Origin of the sequence: Cupriavidus sp. L7L, from assembly GCF_004353535.1 — a bacterium.
GTDB lineage: Bacteria > Pseudomonadota > Gammaproteobacteria > Burkholderiales > Burkholderiaceae > Cupriavidus > Cupriavidus oxalaticus_A.
This window is the reverse complement of the sequence record NZ_SMNY01000059.1, coordinates 1-15,370: the sequence shown is the minus strand read 5'-3', so window position 1 is coordinate 15,370 and position 15,370 is coordinate 1. Positions and strand designations below refer to the sequence as shown.

Annotated in this window: 12 protein-coding genes and 1 pseudogene; 10 read left to right on the top strand and 3 right to left on the bottom strand. The window is 58.4% G+C overall.

Features of this window, described 5'->3' with window-relative positions:
- Positions 1-209: IS4 family transposase (locus tag E1J61_RS34665; protein WP_305791051.1), on the top strand; the 209-nt coding region annotated here is incomplete at its 5' end.
- Positions 210-321: 112 nt separating this feature from the next.
- Here the strand turns inward: E1J61_RS34665 and E1J61_RS34660 are convergent.
- Positions 322-897 carry a cold shock and DUF1294 domain-containing protein gene (locus E1J61_RS34660; RefSeq protein ID WP_133098339.1) on the bottom strand — a complete coding sequence of 192 codons (576 nt, stop codon included), beginning with the start codon at positions 895-897 and terminating at the stop codon, positions 322-324.
- Between the two features lie 221 nt (positions 898-1,118).
- On the opposite strand from E1J61_RS34660, the gene E1J61_RS39020 reads away from it, so the two are divergent.
- From E1J61_RS39020 to E1J61_RS34635, 5 genes are all read left to right on the top strand, one after another.
- Positions 1,119-1,658 carry a restriction endonuclease gene (locus E1J61_RS39020; protein WP_371704978.1) on the top strand — a complete coding sequence of 180 codons (540 nt, stop codon included), beginning with the start codon at positions 1,119-1,121 and terminating at the stop codon, positions 1,656-1,658.
- A gap of 231 nt (positions 1,659-1,889) precedes the next feature.
- On the top strand, positions 1,890-2,639 hold the full coding sequence (locus E1J61_RS34650) for a response regulator transcription factor (RefSeq protein ID WP_165971604.1): 750 nt from the start codon (positions 1,890-1,892) through the stop codon (positions 2,637-2,639).
- Positions 2,640-2,945: 306 nt separating this feature from the next.
- Entirely contained in the window at positions 2,946-3,743 is a 798-nt protein-coding gene (locus tag E1J61_RS34645) for a C1 family peptidase (protein ID WP_133098337.1), read from the top strand.
- A gap of 109 nt (positions 3,744-3,852) precedes the next feature.
- Complete coding sequence (locus tag E1J61_RS34640) at positions 3,853-5,991, top strand: hypothetical protein (RefSeq protein WP_133098336.1); 2,139 nt, start codon at positions 3,853-3,855, stop codon at positions 5,989-5,991.
- 160 nt (positions 5,992-6,151) lie between these two features.
- Complete coding sequence (locus E1J61_RS34635) at positions 6,152-6,496, top strand: hypothetical protein (protein WP_371704977.1); 345 nt, start codon at positions 6,152-6,154, stop codon at positions 6,494-6,496.
- A 129-nt stretch (positions 6,497-6,625) separates the two neighbouring features.
- Here the strand turns inward: E1J61_RS34635 and E1J61_RS39015 are convergent.
- A pseudogene (locus tag E1J61_RS39015) lies at positions 6,626-6,809 on the bottom strand (hypothetical protein); the annotation flags it as partial.
- A 624-nt stretch (positions 6,810-7,433) separates the two neighbouring features.
- On the opposite strand from E1J61_RS39015, the gene E1J61_RS34625 reads away from it, so the two are divergent.
- The 3 genes from E1J61_RS34625 (at position 7,434) to E1J61_RS34615 (ending at position 14,976) form a co-directional block, all read left to right on the top strand.
- Positions 7,434-10,241, top strand: a complete 2,808-nt coding sequence (locus E1J61_RS34625; protein ID WP_165971603.1) for a S8 family serine peptidase — start codon at positions 7,434-7,436, stop codon at positions 10,239-10,241.
- A gap of 122 nt (positions 10,242-10,363) precedes the next feature.
- Positions 10,364-12,070 carry a serine protease gene (locus E1J61_RS34620; protein ID WP_243737102.1) on the top strand — a complete coding sequence of 569 codons (1,707 nt, stop codon included), beginning with the start codon at positions 10,364-10,366 and terminating at the stop codon, positions 12,068-12,070.
- A complete protein-coding gene (locus E1J61_RS34615; RefSeq protein WP_133098333.1) occupies positions 12,067-14,976 on the top strand; it encodes an ATP-binding protein in 2,910 nt (969 codons plus the stop codon). The genes E1J61_RS34620 and E1J61_RS34615 overlap by 4 nt, the downstream gene beginning before the upstream one ends.
- Here the strand turns inward: E1J61_RS34615 and E1J61_RS34610 are convergent, their stop codons facing one another.
- Positions 14,977-15,120, bottom strand: coding sequence for a hypothetical protein (locus tag E1J61_RS34610; protein ID WP_165971575.1), 144 nt, complete (start codon positions 15,118-15,120; stop codon positions 14,977-14,979).
- 96 nt (positions 15,121-15,216) lie between these two features.
- On the opposite strand from E1J61_RS34610, the gene E1J61_RS34605 reads away from it, so the two are divergent.
- A partial coding sequence (locus E1J61_RS34605; protein WP_133098331.1) for a sigma factor-like helix-turn-helix DNA-binding protein occupies positions 15,217-15,370 on the top strand: 154 nt, incomplete at its 3' end.

Here is a 15,370-nt window from a genome sequence, read left to right as displayed (position 1 = left end):
ACGAGATTCGGGGGGCATACGTGCTCGCCAAGAAAGCTCGCCCGAAGACACCGGTCACACTCAATCAGATGATTCGGTTGGTTGCTTCCCTTGGTGGGTTCCTTGGGCGGAAGAGCGATGGCGAGCCCGGCGCTAAGACAATCTGGATCGGCATGCAGCGAACCATGGACGCCGCGCTCACCATTCAAGCACTACGGGAAGAGTCCTGACTTCCGTATAAGGAAATGCGTTGAGGCAGCCTGCGCCGGAATTGGTGCGATTTGACATAACACCCGATCTAGCTCACTTCGCTGCCGCGGACGGACTTCGGCTGTCCCTTCCTCACGCCGCCATGACGGATTGCCAAAGCACCATGGTGCCAACGTTCACGCTGACCGTGCCCCAGAACGTCACCTGAAACGCCCGCTTCCGGTTCTTGTGTCGGAGCAGGTGCTGGGCGGCAAGCGCGCCCGGCCAACCGCCGCAGAGCGCGAGGAGGTGCAGGGTGGTCTCAGGCGTGCGCCACTTATTCCGGGCGGACCGCGTCTTGTCGTCTGCATAAGCGAAGAACGTGATGAGGCTGGCCAGGAGGCTGACCATGCCGGCCTGGCGCGGGAAATAACCCACCAGGGCGCCGCCGGCGATGAGCCCCAAGGCCGCCAGACCGGCGAAGACCGGCCAAGGGCTCGCGTCGGACCGCGCCTTCGGTGCCCCGACGATGGCAACGTTCAAGGCTTGTATCCGGCCATCCCGCCCTTTGCCGAGCTCGAAACTCACGCGGTCGCCAGGCGTCGGCGTCACGGCTCGCGTTTGCAGGGCGGTGATGTGAAAGAACACATCTTTCGTGTCCGCATGAACGTCGATGAAGCCCAAGCCCTTGTCTGCATGCCACGTCTTGACCCGACCTGCTTTTCTCATGGTTTTCGCCTGGTGTTGCGCGAAGGATCCAGTTTAAGGGATGCCGTCAACCGAGACTATAGCGAAATCCGTGAAGTAACCAGGGTATAAGCCGGCTGCTCGGCCACCCGTGGTCGGTCGGGTGTTGGCCTGTTGCAACCCGTTGTGCGTATCAGATCGGGTAGATTTGCCGACGGCGGGATGCCGCGGCAACGAGATGAAGAACAACAACAGGTAGAGAAATGGGTCGCAGAAGGAAGGAGCCGGCGCTTAGCGAAATATTGATCGATGCGCCATGGTGGGTATCTGCAGCGCTGGCCGCGGGTGCCTACATTGTGTTGCGCGGGATCGTGCCAGCGCTATTCGCGTCGAGTCCGTTGTTAGCGGGTATTTCTGTGTTAAGTCGGTCGTTAGCGTGGGTTCCCTCCGCCATGTTCGGCATCCTGGGTGTGCTGTCATACATCCGTGCGCGGGGTAGGGCGGGAGCTAGGCAGCAAGAAATCCCGGTGAGGGCTCGGCGCTCTCACACGAGCCGACCGTCGTCGCCGCGGATGTCACCCCGCTCCCCCGGTGAATCCGCCGGGCGAAGGGAGGACGTTGGCCCGCCGTCGCAGACAGCCCCCGTACCGGAGAAGCCCGAAATCAATAGCTGGACGCTGGATGCCCTCAAGCAGCTAGAGTGGACGCGATTTGAGATGCTTTGTGTCGGGTACTATGAGGCGATGGGATTCACGGTCAAGACCGTCCCCCATGGGCCCGATGGCGGCATCGATGCCACATGAAGGGGCACGCCAGTCGATAGAAATGTCGGCTTTTGCAAGGGATCTCGATTCGAATCGCGTTATTATTTTAATGAAAGTCAGAGTAAAAAAGTACGCAATTGCGCTTTTCTACCTGTCTCCTACGCTCACCCCAACGCTCGAATGTATGGAGCAGCTTCGAGCACAAGCCTGTAATAAGAATGAAACACCTGGGGAGCGCGAGCGATGATACTAGGCACATCAGCCGGAAATATGTCCTGCGCACAATCGCGGCGTTCATCGCAAGATTTACCACACTCGCTCAAAAGCACGAACTCGGATTCAATCCACATTCTTATTGTCGAAGAGGTAAGAATTTGCCTAGAAAGTCTAGCCACCGCGTTGGGAACAGTCTGTGGTTTGTCAATGCTCGGTGGGGCTTGCGACGCTGTAAAGGCGCGCGCTGATATCGCTAAAAGACATCCAGCGGTAGTTCTTGTCGACATGGGTTTTCCCGACGCCCTCGAACTGATCCGAGAACTACGCCGCGATGCCGTTGATTCTCACGTAATAGCATTCGCTGTACGCGATTCCCCGATTGATATCATCGCCTGCGCCGAAGCAGGCGCTGCCGGTTACGCAACGGTTGATGCCTCAATCGACCAGCTTGTCGAAAGCATCTTCCAAGTGGTCTCAGGAAAGCTTGAGTGCCCTCCGAATGTCGCTTTCGATTCGTTCCGACGCATTGGTACACCCGACTCAGACCGTCGATATTCGGCTGGACCGATGTTGACCGAGAGGGAGTTGCAGGTGTTGCACCTGTTGAGCAACCGTCTCTCGAATAAAGAAATCGCACGAGCACTGAATATTGCCGTATCCACAGTGAAGAATCACGTTCATCACGTTCTGGAGAAGATGGACGCGCCTTCACGTGCCTTCGCGGCGCGAAATGCCAATCGCTTACTTATTACGCCCAACACACACTCACCTGGTCACCATGATCTAGATCCTGCTGGATCATGACTAGATCCACGGCGGCATCTTCATAGATCTCCACGGTGGATTTACTTCGTAGAGATATGTCCGAAACTTGATCATTGCGTTCATCAGTCTCGCAACCGGCCATTCTTCAATGCCGAACAGAGATCCAGCGAGCTATGCCAGTCGTTGAGCGAGAAGCACCACGGGAGTCACTACCGGGTGACGACATCGTTTTGAGGCTTTCGCCCGGACTGGGGTAGGGACGCCGCAGAGGTGAAGGCATGGTCAAGGCGAGGGTCGCAAATGCGTGGCAGTTGCGGAGTGCTCAATCAGGAGGAGTAATGAATCATGGCTGGAAACCAAACTCACAGGATTTGCAATCTGCTCCCGTCCAAACAGACTGAAAATGATTGGCGTCTCCAGGATGCTCTCGCGGCCGGCGCGCTGGAAGCAGTTGCAGCGCTGCCGCCAAGCTGTGATCTCCGGGAGCCTTGGTGGACGATAGGAGACCAAGGTAACACCGGATCGTGCGTTGGATGGGCTTCAACTGACGGAGTCATGCGCTACCACCTCGTCAAGGCACAGAAGCTAGGGCAGACCGATCGCCTTTCGCCGCGGTACACCTGGATGGCATCGAAAGAGATCGATGAATTCGTTTCGCGACCCGAAACATTCATTGAGACTTCCGGTACAAGTCTAAAAGCGGCAATGGATATTTGCCGAAAGTACGGCGTTGTACTCGATGAACTGCTACCTTTCCACCTCGATATGCTCATGTATCGGGGCACGGAAAAAGAGTTCTATGCAGCAGCGGCGCTGCGAAGGGCGGCTGCATATTTTAATTTGGGTAAAAATCTGAATCAGTGGCGCACATGGCTCGTCTCGAACGGGCCGATTCTGGCTGGTCTTGCCGTCGATGCAACATGGGATAGCGCCCTTGACACGAATGGACTGCTTGACCAATTTCAACCAGATACTGTCCGCGGTGGACATGCAGTATGCATTGTCGGTTACACATCCGACAATCGATTCATTATTCGAAATAGCTGGGGTACCACCACGTGGGGCGATAAAGGTTTTGGATATGCCAGCGAAGCATACATTAATGCGGCATTCTTCAATGAAAGCTACGGAGCGACACTTTAGGGTTCGCTAGTGTGCCGGTCGATTTGCTAGTCGACCGGCACACCGTTTCGCGTTCGGCAGCCGCGCAAGTGCGACCCACAGCTACGGCTGATTTAGGAGAAACCCACACATGAGTCAGCGTTGGCACAATGATTGGGTTCCACTTCCCGGCCAAGCGGTGTTCGACCGCGACAAGCAACACGTCGCCGCGGTCTCCCGGGCACCGGGCAACCTGGACCTGTTCGTCATCGGCTTCGACAACCGCGTCTATTCCACGTTCTGGCCCAATGCCGCCGGCCACTGGAACGGCGAGTGGTTCCCGCTACCCGGGCAGCATGTGTTCGACCACCAGAAGCAGCAGATCGCCGCGGTCTCCCGGGCACCGGGCAACCTGGACCTGTTCGTCATCGGCTTCGACAACCGCGTCTATTCCACGTTCTGGAACGATCAGGTCGGCTGGAACCCCGACTGGTTCCCGCTGCCCGGGCAGCATGTGTTCGACCACCAGAAGCAGCAGATCGCCGCGGTCTCCCGGGCACCGGGCAACCTGGATCTGTTCGTCATCGGCTTCGACAACCGCGTCTATTCCACGTTCTGGAACGATCAGGTCGGCTGGAACCCCGACTGGTTCCCGCTGCCCGGGCAGCATGTGTTCGACCACCAGAAGCAGCAGATCGCCGCGGTCTCCCGGGCACCGGGCAACCTGGATCTGTTCGTCATCGGCTTCGACAACCGCGTCTATTCCACGTTCTGGCCCAATGCCGCCGGCCACTGGAACGGCGAGTGGTTCCCGCTACCCGGGCAGCATGTGTTCGACCACCAGAAGCAGCAGATCGCCGCGGTCTCCCGGGCACCGGGCAACCTGGACCTGTTCGTCATCGGCTTCGACAACCGCGTCTATTCCACGTTCTGGAACGATCGGGTCGGCTGGAACCCCGACTGGTTCCCGCTGCCCGGGCAGCATGTGTTCGACCACCAGAAGCAGCAGATCGCCGCGGTCTCCCGGGCACCGGGCAACCTGGATCTGTTCGTCATCGGCTTCGACAACCGCGTCTATTCCACGTTCTGGCCCAATGCCGCCGGCCACTGGAACAGCGAGTGGTTCCCGCTACCCGGGCAGCATGTGTTCGACCACCAGAAGCAGCAGATCGCCGCCGTCTCGCGCGCGCACGACAACCTCGATCTGTTCGTCATCGGCTTCGACAACCACATCTGGTCGAGTTTCTGGGGACAGCACCCGAACGATCGGCCATGGTCGGTTATCCTCTGCCGCTTCAAGGGCGACCCGGCGGACGCCAGTCGTGAAGGCTTCGCGGAGCGCTTCTTCCACGAAGCCTTCACACCGGGCACTGGAGGTCTGATCGAGTACTGGCACGAGGTGTCGCACGGCGGCGTCGACGTCACCGGCAGCCGCGTCTTCGGTTGGGTCGAAACCGACATTCGCAGGATCGACGCCGGAGGAATCGGCCGTGCGGCACTAATCGATGCCGGGATTCGTGCCGCACAAGCGCGTGGCGACGATCCGCTCACCGGCTTCCACAGCCAGATTGTGGTGTATACGCGCAACTGGGCGAAGGACGGCGCGCCGCCGGGAGCCGACTGGCGCAATCCGGAATGGGCGCCGTTCTGGATTGACGGCAGCGCGGATGGACGCGGACGGGTGTGCCTGACGCCGCCGTTCGACGGCAACATCACAGCGCACGAGATGGGGCACGGTTTCGGGATGCACCACGACGTCGGGCCCGGTCTCACGACCGCGTCCGACTACTCGGACCCGGCGTGCATCCTGAGCCAGAACGGCGCGTTCATCCAGCCGCGCTGGAACGTCGCGTTCGGCCCCGCCGTCTGCCTGCCTCACATGGTGCAGAAGAACTGGCTGCCGCCGGGACGACTCTTCATCGACGATGGCAACTGGATGCGCGCAGGTATCACGCTGCCGCTAGCGCCGATCTCACGTCCCGGCGCCCGCGCTAATCTCGGCATCAAGCTGAGGAACGTTCGCGCGAACCCGGCATGGGACTACTACCTCGAGTACTGTCTTCCCGAGGGGTGGAATCGCGGCGTTCCGGGGGGGCCGTATCTGCTGATCCGCCGGATGGTCAACATTCCCGGGGCGGGGGAGCGTCCGGCGTATTTGATGGCGCTCCCATTCACTCAGCTCGTGGGACAGGGAGTCACGGGTGTGGAGCCATCGGGGAATGTCCGGTTCACGGCCGAAGTGACGAACCTGGCCGGGCCGATCATCCGCGTAACCGCCGAGGCGCTCTGACCGGCCGACTGAAGCCGAACCAGGCGCTGCAGCAGACGGGGAGGCACGGTAGGTTGCTGGGACTTCACAGCTCGCCGGGTGCCGACCCGCTGCTGAGCTGTGTCGTTAGGCCGCACACGCACACTTCGCAACCGTCATCAATCTCTAAGGAAAGCGCACTGTGGCCAAGTACCTGATCTCCTTCCCCAGCGCGGCGATGGTCGTGCCCGACGGCGAGGGGGAGCCGGTGGGCCGCGACGCGCACGCTGTGATCGATGAGGCGGAGGCCTCCGGCGTTTACGTCTTCGGCGGCTGCATCGACGAAGACGTGCCGCCCGTGCTCGTCTCGGCCGACGGTTTGGTCGCCGAGGGCGGCTACCCGTGGGCGCCCCGCTTGACGGCGGCTTCACCGTGCTCGAACTGCCCTCGCGCGAGGAGGCCGTCGCGTGGGCCGCGCGCATTGCGAAGGCCTGCCGGTGCGAGCAAGAGCTACGCGTCTTCGGATGGCGCAGGAAGTGCAGCCTAACAATTCATTCAAACCGACGCCGCTCCGCGGCGCGGCTTAATTCAGGCGTTAGCGTCAGCTTTTCTCAAGCGTCAATGACCGCATTGGGTCGAGGCCGTGTGGAAACGCCTCTCGAGCCGCACAACGCGCCCGGGTTAGCATCTCATCCGCGGCCAGCGCTTTGACCGCAGTCGCGAACTCTCGCATCTGGGTGCCAGGGTCCGGTCGGCCAGCCTCAATCAGGCGCAGAACGTCATTCACAGACTTCTGAATCCAGTGTCGCCAGATGATCCGTGGCGGCGCATAAAGCGTAACGCAGAAAGCAAGCAGCTTCCCCCGAGGCAATAATGCAAATGCCTATCATTACAGTCCGCTGCTAGCGTTAGCAAAATCCGGGAGGCATGGAGTTCCCCGTCTCCCTGCCAATTATCGCGGTAGAGAAAGGCATGCTGTCACGTTAAGGGGGGTTAATCCGTTGCCGCGGAAACTAATTGCCGTCACTGGCAATGCCGGGCGAGCTAAGGCAGCTCACCTGAGCTAGACATGCTCACGGCGACTGGCGGGGCCGCATTGACATAACGCCCGTTCTGTCACTCGGATTGACTGTCCCAAAAGCTTACTGCCGTAGCAGCGTCCTTTCCTTTGTTGAGGCGAACGACCTATGGGCCACCTGGGAAAGATCTAACAGGTTGAGCTAGCAAGTGAGGCTTGCAAGCCCGCCTCAAGTCCCCATGAGAAATTCTGATCGTTGACGCCCACCCTGCTATATGCAACAGAGGTGCCGAAGCATCGCCTATATAAGAGTTATGGGATCGGTCATGGAAATAGATATTGTTTAAATCTGATATTAGTTATTATTCATTCGACTATCCTCCTCCTTTTGGAGGATATTGCATTCCTCATTGCACCTTCTATGCTCTTGGAGCAATGTTCGACTGCTGCAACCATGGGGAATGATATGGATTACCTGGCCTTATTGCGCGTGGTCGCATCCGGCGGCGCGCCCGTTCAGCAATCCGTTGAACAATCTTTCCCATCGCAGGAACTGCGCTTCGTGCTTGAATACTCTGCGAAGCCAGACATCGAGGCGCAGGCGGAAGAAGTCCGAAAGTACGTGGGCAATAATTTCTGCCTGCAACCCTTGGGAAACGCTGGTGCGCTTGACCGCTTTCTCGCGCTGCGGTTTCCAGGCGTCGAGCGCACGCTTCCACCGCGCGAACTGTTTGCGATGGCCTATGCACTGGCAGACGCGCTAGGTCTTGAATCGGTCGAGCCGGAACTGGGTACCGATGTTTATGCCGACCCCAAGGAGGAAACCGGGGATCCCGCGATCGAGGCTGCTGCAGTCGCCGGACTTTGCTGGGTGAACGGCACACCACCTGCCAATCGGCTCTGGGCTTTGGACAAGACTGGCGTAACCGCAGCGTGGCCACAGACCAAAGGCGCTGGCATTCTCATCGCGCACGCCGACACAGGGATCGCTGCTCATGATGAACTCGATTCCGCGCATCTTGACATGGGCAAGGCCTTCGATATTCTGGATGGGGATAGCAATCCGGAAGATCCGCTATCTACAGGTTCCGCCAACCCTGGCCATGGCACGGGCACCCTAAGCGTCATACTAGGCAGGACAACTTCGGCCATGAGCGGTGTGGCACCTGACGCCACGGCGGTCCCGATCCGTTGTATTGAAGACGTCAAGGTTTTCAATCCCGCACCAGTTGCCGCAGCGATCGCGCACGCCACGCAGGTTGGCTGTCACGTTATTTCAATGAGCCTCGGCGGTGTGCCAAGCCACGCATTGCATGCAGCAGTGCGCGAAGCGGTTGCCTCCGACATGATCGTCATTGCGGCCGCAGGCAATTGCGTGCGTACGGTCGTTTGGCCTGCGCGCTATGACGAAGTGATCGCGGTGGCAGGTATCAATATAGAGGACCGCCCGTGGAAGGGTAGTTGCCGGGGCGATGCTGTCGATATTTCTGGCCCAGCGGAATTCGTCTGGCGTGCGCAGCGGAATTCGCCCGCAGACCCGACGTCCAAAATCGGCGCAGGCCAGGGCACTTCCTTTGCGGCGGCGCTCCTTGCCGGCGTTGCCGCCCTCTGGCTTTCACATCACGGTCGAGACGCAGTCATCTGCGAGGCTAGGGCGAGAGGCGTTAGCGTACAGCGGCTCTTCCGGGCGGCGCTGCGAGCAACAGCGCGTCAGCCGCAAGAATGGGATGCGGACAATTTTGGGCCAGGTGTCGTTGATGCCCCGGCCCTCGTCGCGCTTCAGCTCTCGAACATTCCTACCGCTTCTCCGGAATCAACGGCGGTGCCCGCGGCATCGGTCAAAGGCCTACTCGAGGAGGCGTTCGGGGCAGCCGTGGAGGATGCTACATTCTCTTGGCCACGGTATGAGATGGAAGTCGCCGCGATTGCCTTGTCCCAGGCTAAATTCGGCGCAAGCATTTCGGAACTCAAGCGAGAGTCCAAAACGCTCGAAACGCGGCCATCGCCGCAACTGAGCGTCGCCGCAAAGCAGTCCGCGGACGCTCGGTTGCAAAATTTTGCCGAAAGGAGCGGGTCCAGCAGCGTCTCCAAACCGCTTGCGCTCACACCCATTCAGGCAAAACTCGAGCGCATCCGCATTGCTATTCCGCAATCCATCGTAGTTGAAAATGCAGGCGCATTTGACTTTGAGGCAACTCGCCAGAACCTGGCAGGTCTTGGCAAGGTCGCTCAGCTGGACCGCGCCGCGACCACGGTAGACAGCATCAAGGGACTTGGGTTACACGGCCGCAACGAATTGATGGGGTCAGTTGAAGTAGCCATAGACCAGATTGCGCAAGGCAAGAACTTCACCCACGAAGGCCTGCTTGGGCTTGAAGCACTAGTGCGGCTCACCGGCCGCCCAGCATTGCGGGTACGAAGCAATACAGTCGACTTGAAGGATCCGCAAGCCAAAGAGTGGGAAAGCAAGCTCTTCTTTGCAATGCAAAGGGGTCAGTTGGGGCAATGTCTGGCTGCCATCGGTCGGATTGACATCGGCGGTGTGCACGTCGGAACGGGCTTTGTGGTCGGCGAGGATATTGTCCTCACTAATCGTCATGTACTCCAGGCGTTCGCCGCGCCCATCCCGCGACGCAATAACCCTCAACAATGGGTTATGACCGCCGACAACGTGACCATCGATTTTTCGGACGAACCCAGTTCTCTCACCACCAAGACGCGATTCCAAGTGTTATCAGTAATTGGCGCAGGTCCTGACGAGATTCGAGACGACGCAGTGAACTTCGCTTGTCTTGATGCAGCGCTACTGCAAGTAAAGACAGTCAACGACGAGGGTGGGGAACTGCCCGCGCCGCTAAGCCTATTGGAAAAATCTACCCTGAGCGATCTTCACCGACCGGTCTTCGTCGTAGGTTATCCAGCGGAGCCCAGCGCATTGCCTCGGGACGCGGCAGGAGAAATTGATGTCCTGATCGCTGGTCGGCTATTGGAATTGTTCGGCGCCGAGTATGGCACCAAGTATTTGTCGCCTGGTGAGGTAATTTTGAAGGAGAAGCAATCCGCAAGGGATCCCCATGGATGGGTGTTTGCCCATGATTCAACTACGCTTCCGGGTTCCTCTGGCTCTGCAGCGGTGAGCCACCTAGATCCAACAGGCGTCGTTGGCTTGCATTTCGGCGGACAATGGATGCGTGAGAATTATGCCCATGCTCTAAGCGCAATCAAGATCCAGGGAGGGTTCCTCGTCAATGGTCAACTACGTTGGCGCCCATAGCAATGGCTTAGCCCTCCAACGAAATACTGCTGCGACTCGGCAACGCAATCAACATCTCGCGGCCGAAGTTCGCCGAGATCTATGACCCGCTTGCGAGGGAGCATGGAGGTGATTTGCTGCTAGTGTTACAACTCTTCGCAAAAGAAGATGAAGCACCATATTTCGCCGCGCTGGAACAAGCTCGCGACAAAGGCTGGCTCGCCGAACTGATGCTGAACCTGATCGCTGCAAAGGCTATGGCGGGCTTCGAGGCAAGTGCCCAGTCAGAGCTGCCAATTCATCAGGATATGCAAGGGATTGTCCGACCTTTGCTCGGCTATATACCAGTCAGCGGCCTTCACGCTGGCGTCCTGACTGCGATGCGTCGAGTTTGCCGGATTGCGATCACCACGGGCAGTGGCTATAGCACGGGTTCTGGCTTTCTCGTAGGCCCGCAAGCCGTCATCACAGCCTGGCACGTCGTTCGGCCCCTACTGGATCAAAAGAACGAACCCGTGCTCGGATCCTGCAAGAATATCAGCATCGAGTTTGATGAACTGGATGGCGCAAGCGGGGGTACTAGGGTGGGTGTAGTCGAGTCCTGGCTCATCGATGCCAGACCTTATCACCCTAGCGAGCATCCGCCGGCGCAGATTCCGGATTTCACGGGCCCCGACCCTGGTGACTTCGACAAGTATCTGGATTTTGCGGTAATTCGACTAGCGATTCCAGTCGGGCGCGAGCGGGGATTCTATCGCCTAGACCAGGGTCGCAGGCCCAGCCTCGCAGCAGCAAACGCGCAGATCACCCTGTTCCAGCATCCGGAAGGCGCACATATGCACGTCGCCGTTGGCGCGAATCGAGCTCTCTGGCCCCCCGTATTCGAAACGAGACTTCACCATGACGCCAACTCGAACCCAGGCACATCAGGAGGGCTTGTCGCCGATTGCAATTTCGAACCGATTGCGATACACCAGTGTGGCTTTCACAATGCCGCTGGAAACACGTTCATAAACGGCGCCATTCCGACTGCTTGTATCGCGAAGATTGCGAAATCCTTTGACAACGTAGTGGGACCCGATCCACTGTGGCAGATCACGGCGACGGGCGAACCGGTAATCGGACGAGAGAAGTTCCAGGCGGCTGTCATGCAGTGTCTTTCTGGAGACAGGCGCATCCTGGTCGTTAATGGCGAGCCCAAAACAGGAAGAAGCTTCAGCATCAAACTGCTGCGAGCACTGCTGGGGGTTGCCGAGCATGCAGTGGTGGAATTCCCAGCCGCCGATTTGTCTGCTACGCCGGAGAAACTTGCCGTCCAGTTGCTGGAGAAATTTGAGATGCCGGCCGGTGCCAATCAACCGCTGCCATCAAGCGGCGAAGCGGATACCGCGCGTGAAGCATGGATTCGCGATATCCTTTATCCCGCCTTTGCACAGCGGCTGCGTGCTGGTTCGGGGGGGCGTATCACCTGGCTAGTCATCGACGATCTCGATGTCAATGCCATCCCTAATACCGCGTCTCGCCATTTGCTCGAAAGGCTCTACCAGGAGATCGCGTCTTTCCCAAATTTGCGCATCGTATTGATCGGTCTTGGTGGAGTTGTCCCCGGCGCTGCCCCGAATCACGTTATTCGAGATGAAACGCAGCCTTTCACAATTGATGACATCCAGAAGTATATCGATAGGTATCTTGCGCACACCAACGAGACTCGCTCGAACAAAGAGGTGAAGACGCTGGCGAGTTTCGTGATGCAAGCCGCTACGTTCCTACCCGGTTCCAGAATGTCAGCCATGGCACAACTGGTCTCGGCCCCACTTCTGGCTGCAATCCAAGAAGGGAGGGGGACATGACACCAAGCGATTCCAAAGACGAGATAGAACACGAGCGACTTGCGCAAGTCGCGCGTTCGCGGATCGCTCTCTTGGGAGCCTTTGACCCTCGAGCCTTGTTCGGGTCTATTCTAGGCTCCGATAGCACGGATCTGGAGACAATGCGTGCTGTCCTCAGGAAGCTTGCCTCAGATTGTGCGGAAATACCCGACGGCGAAGGCTTTAAGTGGCGCATGAACCCTGATGCGCGACGTATGACACTCGCACAACTACGAGCCTCCGGTCAGCTCAGCGAAGCCGCACATCTCGCAGCTCCAGAGCCGAGTGATGCATTCGGCACATATCTCGTCGCAAGTATCCTGGGGCAGCCTGTCGATCTGAATCGCCTATCGACCGAGGCGTTGGATGACTTCTACACGGCGGTTCAGTTCACCGCGCCGCTGTTGTCTCAGGCACCTTCACCTGACGAGATAGAGATGGTACTCGCACGCCGCGAGTTGGTCACCGCGCTGGACATTGCGTTGCCAACGAGGCTATTTGGCAGAGCCACGGAGCTCAAACGGTTAGAGCGCTATGCGCACCGAATTCAAGGCCAGCAAGATGAACCCGCCCCTCAAAGGCCCATGCGGCTAACCGGGATAGGTGGCTCGGGGAAGTCTGCACTGCTTGCAGCATTCACGCGCAAGCAAATCAACCAGGGCTGGGGGATGCTCCCCATCGTTTGGCTCGACTTCGATCGCGCCGCACTTGCCAGCGCCGACGTAAACGTTCTGCTACCAGAGTTCAGCCGACAGCTCGCTCTGCACTGCCCCGAGCTCTCCGGGCGGCTCAAGAGATTCCGGCACAGCTTGCGTGAAACCTTCACAGAATTCCAGGAGGTATCTTCCACACCAAACTTCGAGGCCGCCGCGACTTTCGACAGCCAGATCTGGTCGATTTGGCGCAGCGCGTTGGGCGATGCACTTCCTATTCGCCGGCCCGTTGTTCTCATTCTCGACACGTTTGAGGAGATATTGCTGCGGGGAACCAGCGAAATGGGGTACATCTATCGCTGGCTCCAGAGCCTGAATGAGGAGGGTCAGCTCTATGGAATACGTACGATCCTCAGCGGGAGGGCTGTTTCGGACGAAGTCGATCCGACGGCGGCAGATCCAAACACCGATGACATCGTGCTGCAAGATATTCCGGCTAGCCAAGCGACACGCTACCTGCAGCGATTATTGGTAGATGCCGGACGTGATCCCGCGAGTTTTCCTTGCCGAGCACTTGTCGCGCGCTATGGTGGAAACCCCTTGCTCATCAAGATTCTTGCGAGATATCTGGTGGAGAGCTTCGATCCAAGTAACGCCACCCAACTGCTGCAAGGTGGGCAGGACGAACTTGATCAACGTTTTTCACAAGGTTTTCTCTACCGAAGACTACTCAAGCGCTTGCGTAGCAACGATGCAGAACTCGAAAGCGTGGCCCAGCTTGGACTGGTATTGCGCGTCGTCACACCCGCCGTTATCGAGCACGTTCTGTCGGCCCCGTGCCAGTTACCGGGCATGTCCGCCGCAAGAGCAATGACGTTATTCAACGAGCTCGCCCGTCATGTCTGGCTCGTTGAACGGACGGGAACCGAATTCGTGGTGCGTCATCGGCGCGATTTGCGACGGGTCATGATGAAGCTGATGAGCCCTACGGAGAAGGATGCCGCAGCGCAAGTCCACGAAGGTGCGGTTAGCTATTATCGCGCTCTTCGCGATCCATACCTAGACCGGACCCAGCAAGCCCAGGAAGCTCAGTATCACAGCCTATTCACATCTTCGCCCTACTATCCGAGCGCATCCGAGGCTCGCAGCTTTCTACACATGCTTGGCGAAGATGTTCAGGTCGTACCGATCGCCATTCGCGCGAAGCTCAAGTTCCTTGCAAATAGAGGACTAGTCCAAGAAGAAGTTGAAAGTCTCAGCGACAACGATCGAATCGCATACGACAGCGGGCAGGTTCGCCGTGCGGTAGGGAGGGGCGATGCGTCGCTAGGATCAGCGGCTGTGGGTCGGGCTAAGATTTGGGGTGAATTGCATGCTGTGCTGCCGTCCCCGGAAATAGTCGCAGCCGGCCAAGTCGGCGTTCGCGGAGGCGGGGGGCATGTCGATATCGAAAGCTACGTGGCGGCAGAGTTTAGTCGCGCAGATGTGCAGACGCTTGCCGGAGCATTGCCTACAGCGCTCGACTATTTCTTTTCTTCGCTTAACGGCGAGCCTTGGGCTTGGCGTTCGCACGCCGATTCTTCTCTCACATTGGACAGCGTTTCGTCACTATCAAATTCGATGGGCGAGGCAAACACTAACGGTGCATTGCAGCGGGGGCAGCGCTCGCCAATTGAAGGCGATCTTACGGAGTCTTTCGTCTGGCGCGTCGCCATGGCGGCCATCGCAGTTCATGAACAGGACAAGATCGATGAATTGGTCGCCACGGTTCAAGTTAACTGGCAAGCCATTGATTGGGACCAGCCCCTTAACCGTGCTTCCAAGTTCACCATTTCGGCGGATATGGGCGTCTCTTTGCTGTTTTCCTTGCTAAGCTGCGCGCCGGAGGGGTGGCGGCGGACTGCTCCCAAACACCGGAGTATGCCTCGACAAGTCAGTACGATCGAACAACTTCGCGGATTGCAACTCGCTATAAGCGATCTTGAGACCTTGCCGCAGGCTATTTCACCGGGCTTGCTTTGTGACCTGAGTCCAGAATTCGAACGCTACATCGATCTGAAAACCGGGGATAAATCGTTCGGATCATCGGTCTCATCTACACATTCTCTCTCGTCGCGGCTCGGCATGTCATCCAACGAGCGCGTTTCCCTCGCGATGCTACAGCGCTCTCGGGCGGAGATGGCGTTTATCGTGCGTATTTCGGGGCGCGTGATCAGCGATTTCGGGGGAACGTGATCACCTGTTTCGGGCGGAAGCTGATCGCTGGTTTCGGCGGAACGTGATCACTTCGGCGACGCCGCCGAAATCGGTGATCACGTTCCCGAAACGAGTGATCACGTTGCCGAAATGGGTGATCAAGCAGCCGAAATGGGTGATCACGCACCGTAATGGGGCCGAGCAAGGGTTAGGGGTGGGACTGCGCATGGACTAGAACGCCGGCGATACGCTGCTTCCTTTTTTCAAGGAAGCAAGCTGATGCCGGCCAACCGGATGACCATGCGCAAAATCAAGGAAGTGCTTCGCCTGAAGTGGGCGTGTGGCCTTTCGCACCGGCAGATCGCTAGGGCGACAGGTGTGAGTGTTGGCGCCGTTTCGCAGTACGCGGCAATGGCGAAGGCAGCGGGGCTGG

Bases quoted from the DNA above. Each gene is read 5' to 3' on its own strand.
- E1J61_RS34660 (WP_133098339.1), bottom strand. From the start codon at position 897: ATGAGAAAAGCAGGTCGGGTCAAGACGTGGCATGCAGACAAGGGCTTG.
- E1J61_RS39020 (WP_371704978.1), top strand. From the start codon at position 1,119: ATGGGTCGCAGAAGGAAGGAGCCGGCGCTTAGCGAAATATTGATCGAT.
- E1J61_RS34650 (WP_165971604.1), top strand. From the start codon at position 1,890: ATGTCCTGCGCACAATCGCGGCGTTCATCGCAAGATTTACCACACTCG.
- E1J61_RS34645 (WP_133098337.1), top strand. From the start codon at position 2,946: ATGGCTGGAAACCAAACTCACAGGATTTGCAATCTGCTCCCGTCCAAA.
- E1J61_RS34640 (WP_133098336.1), top strand. From the start codon at position 3,853: ATGAGTCAGCGTTGGCACAATGATTGGGTTCCACTTCCCGGCCAAGCG.
- E1J61_RS34625 (WP_165971603.1), top strand. From the start codon at position 7,434: ATGGATTACCTGGCCTTATTGCGCGTGGTCGCATCCGGCGGCGCGCCC.
- E1J61_RS34615 (WP_133098333.1), top strand. From the start codon at position 12,067: ATGACACCAAGCGATTCCAAAGACGAGATAGAACACGAGCGACTTGCG.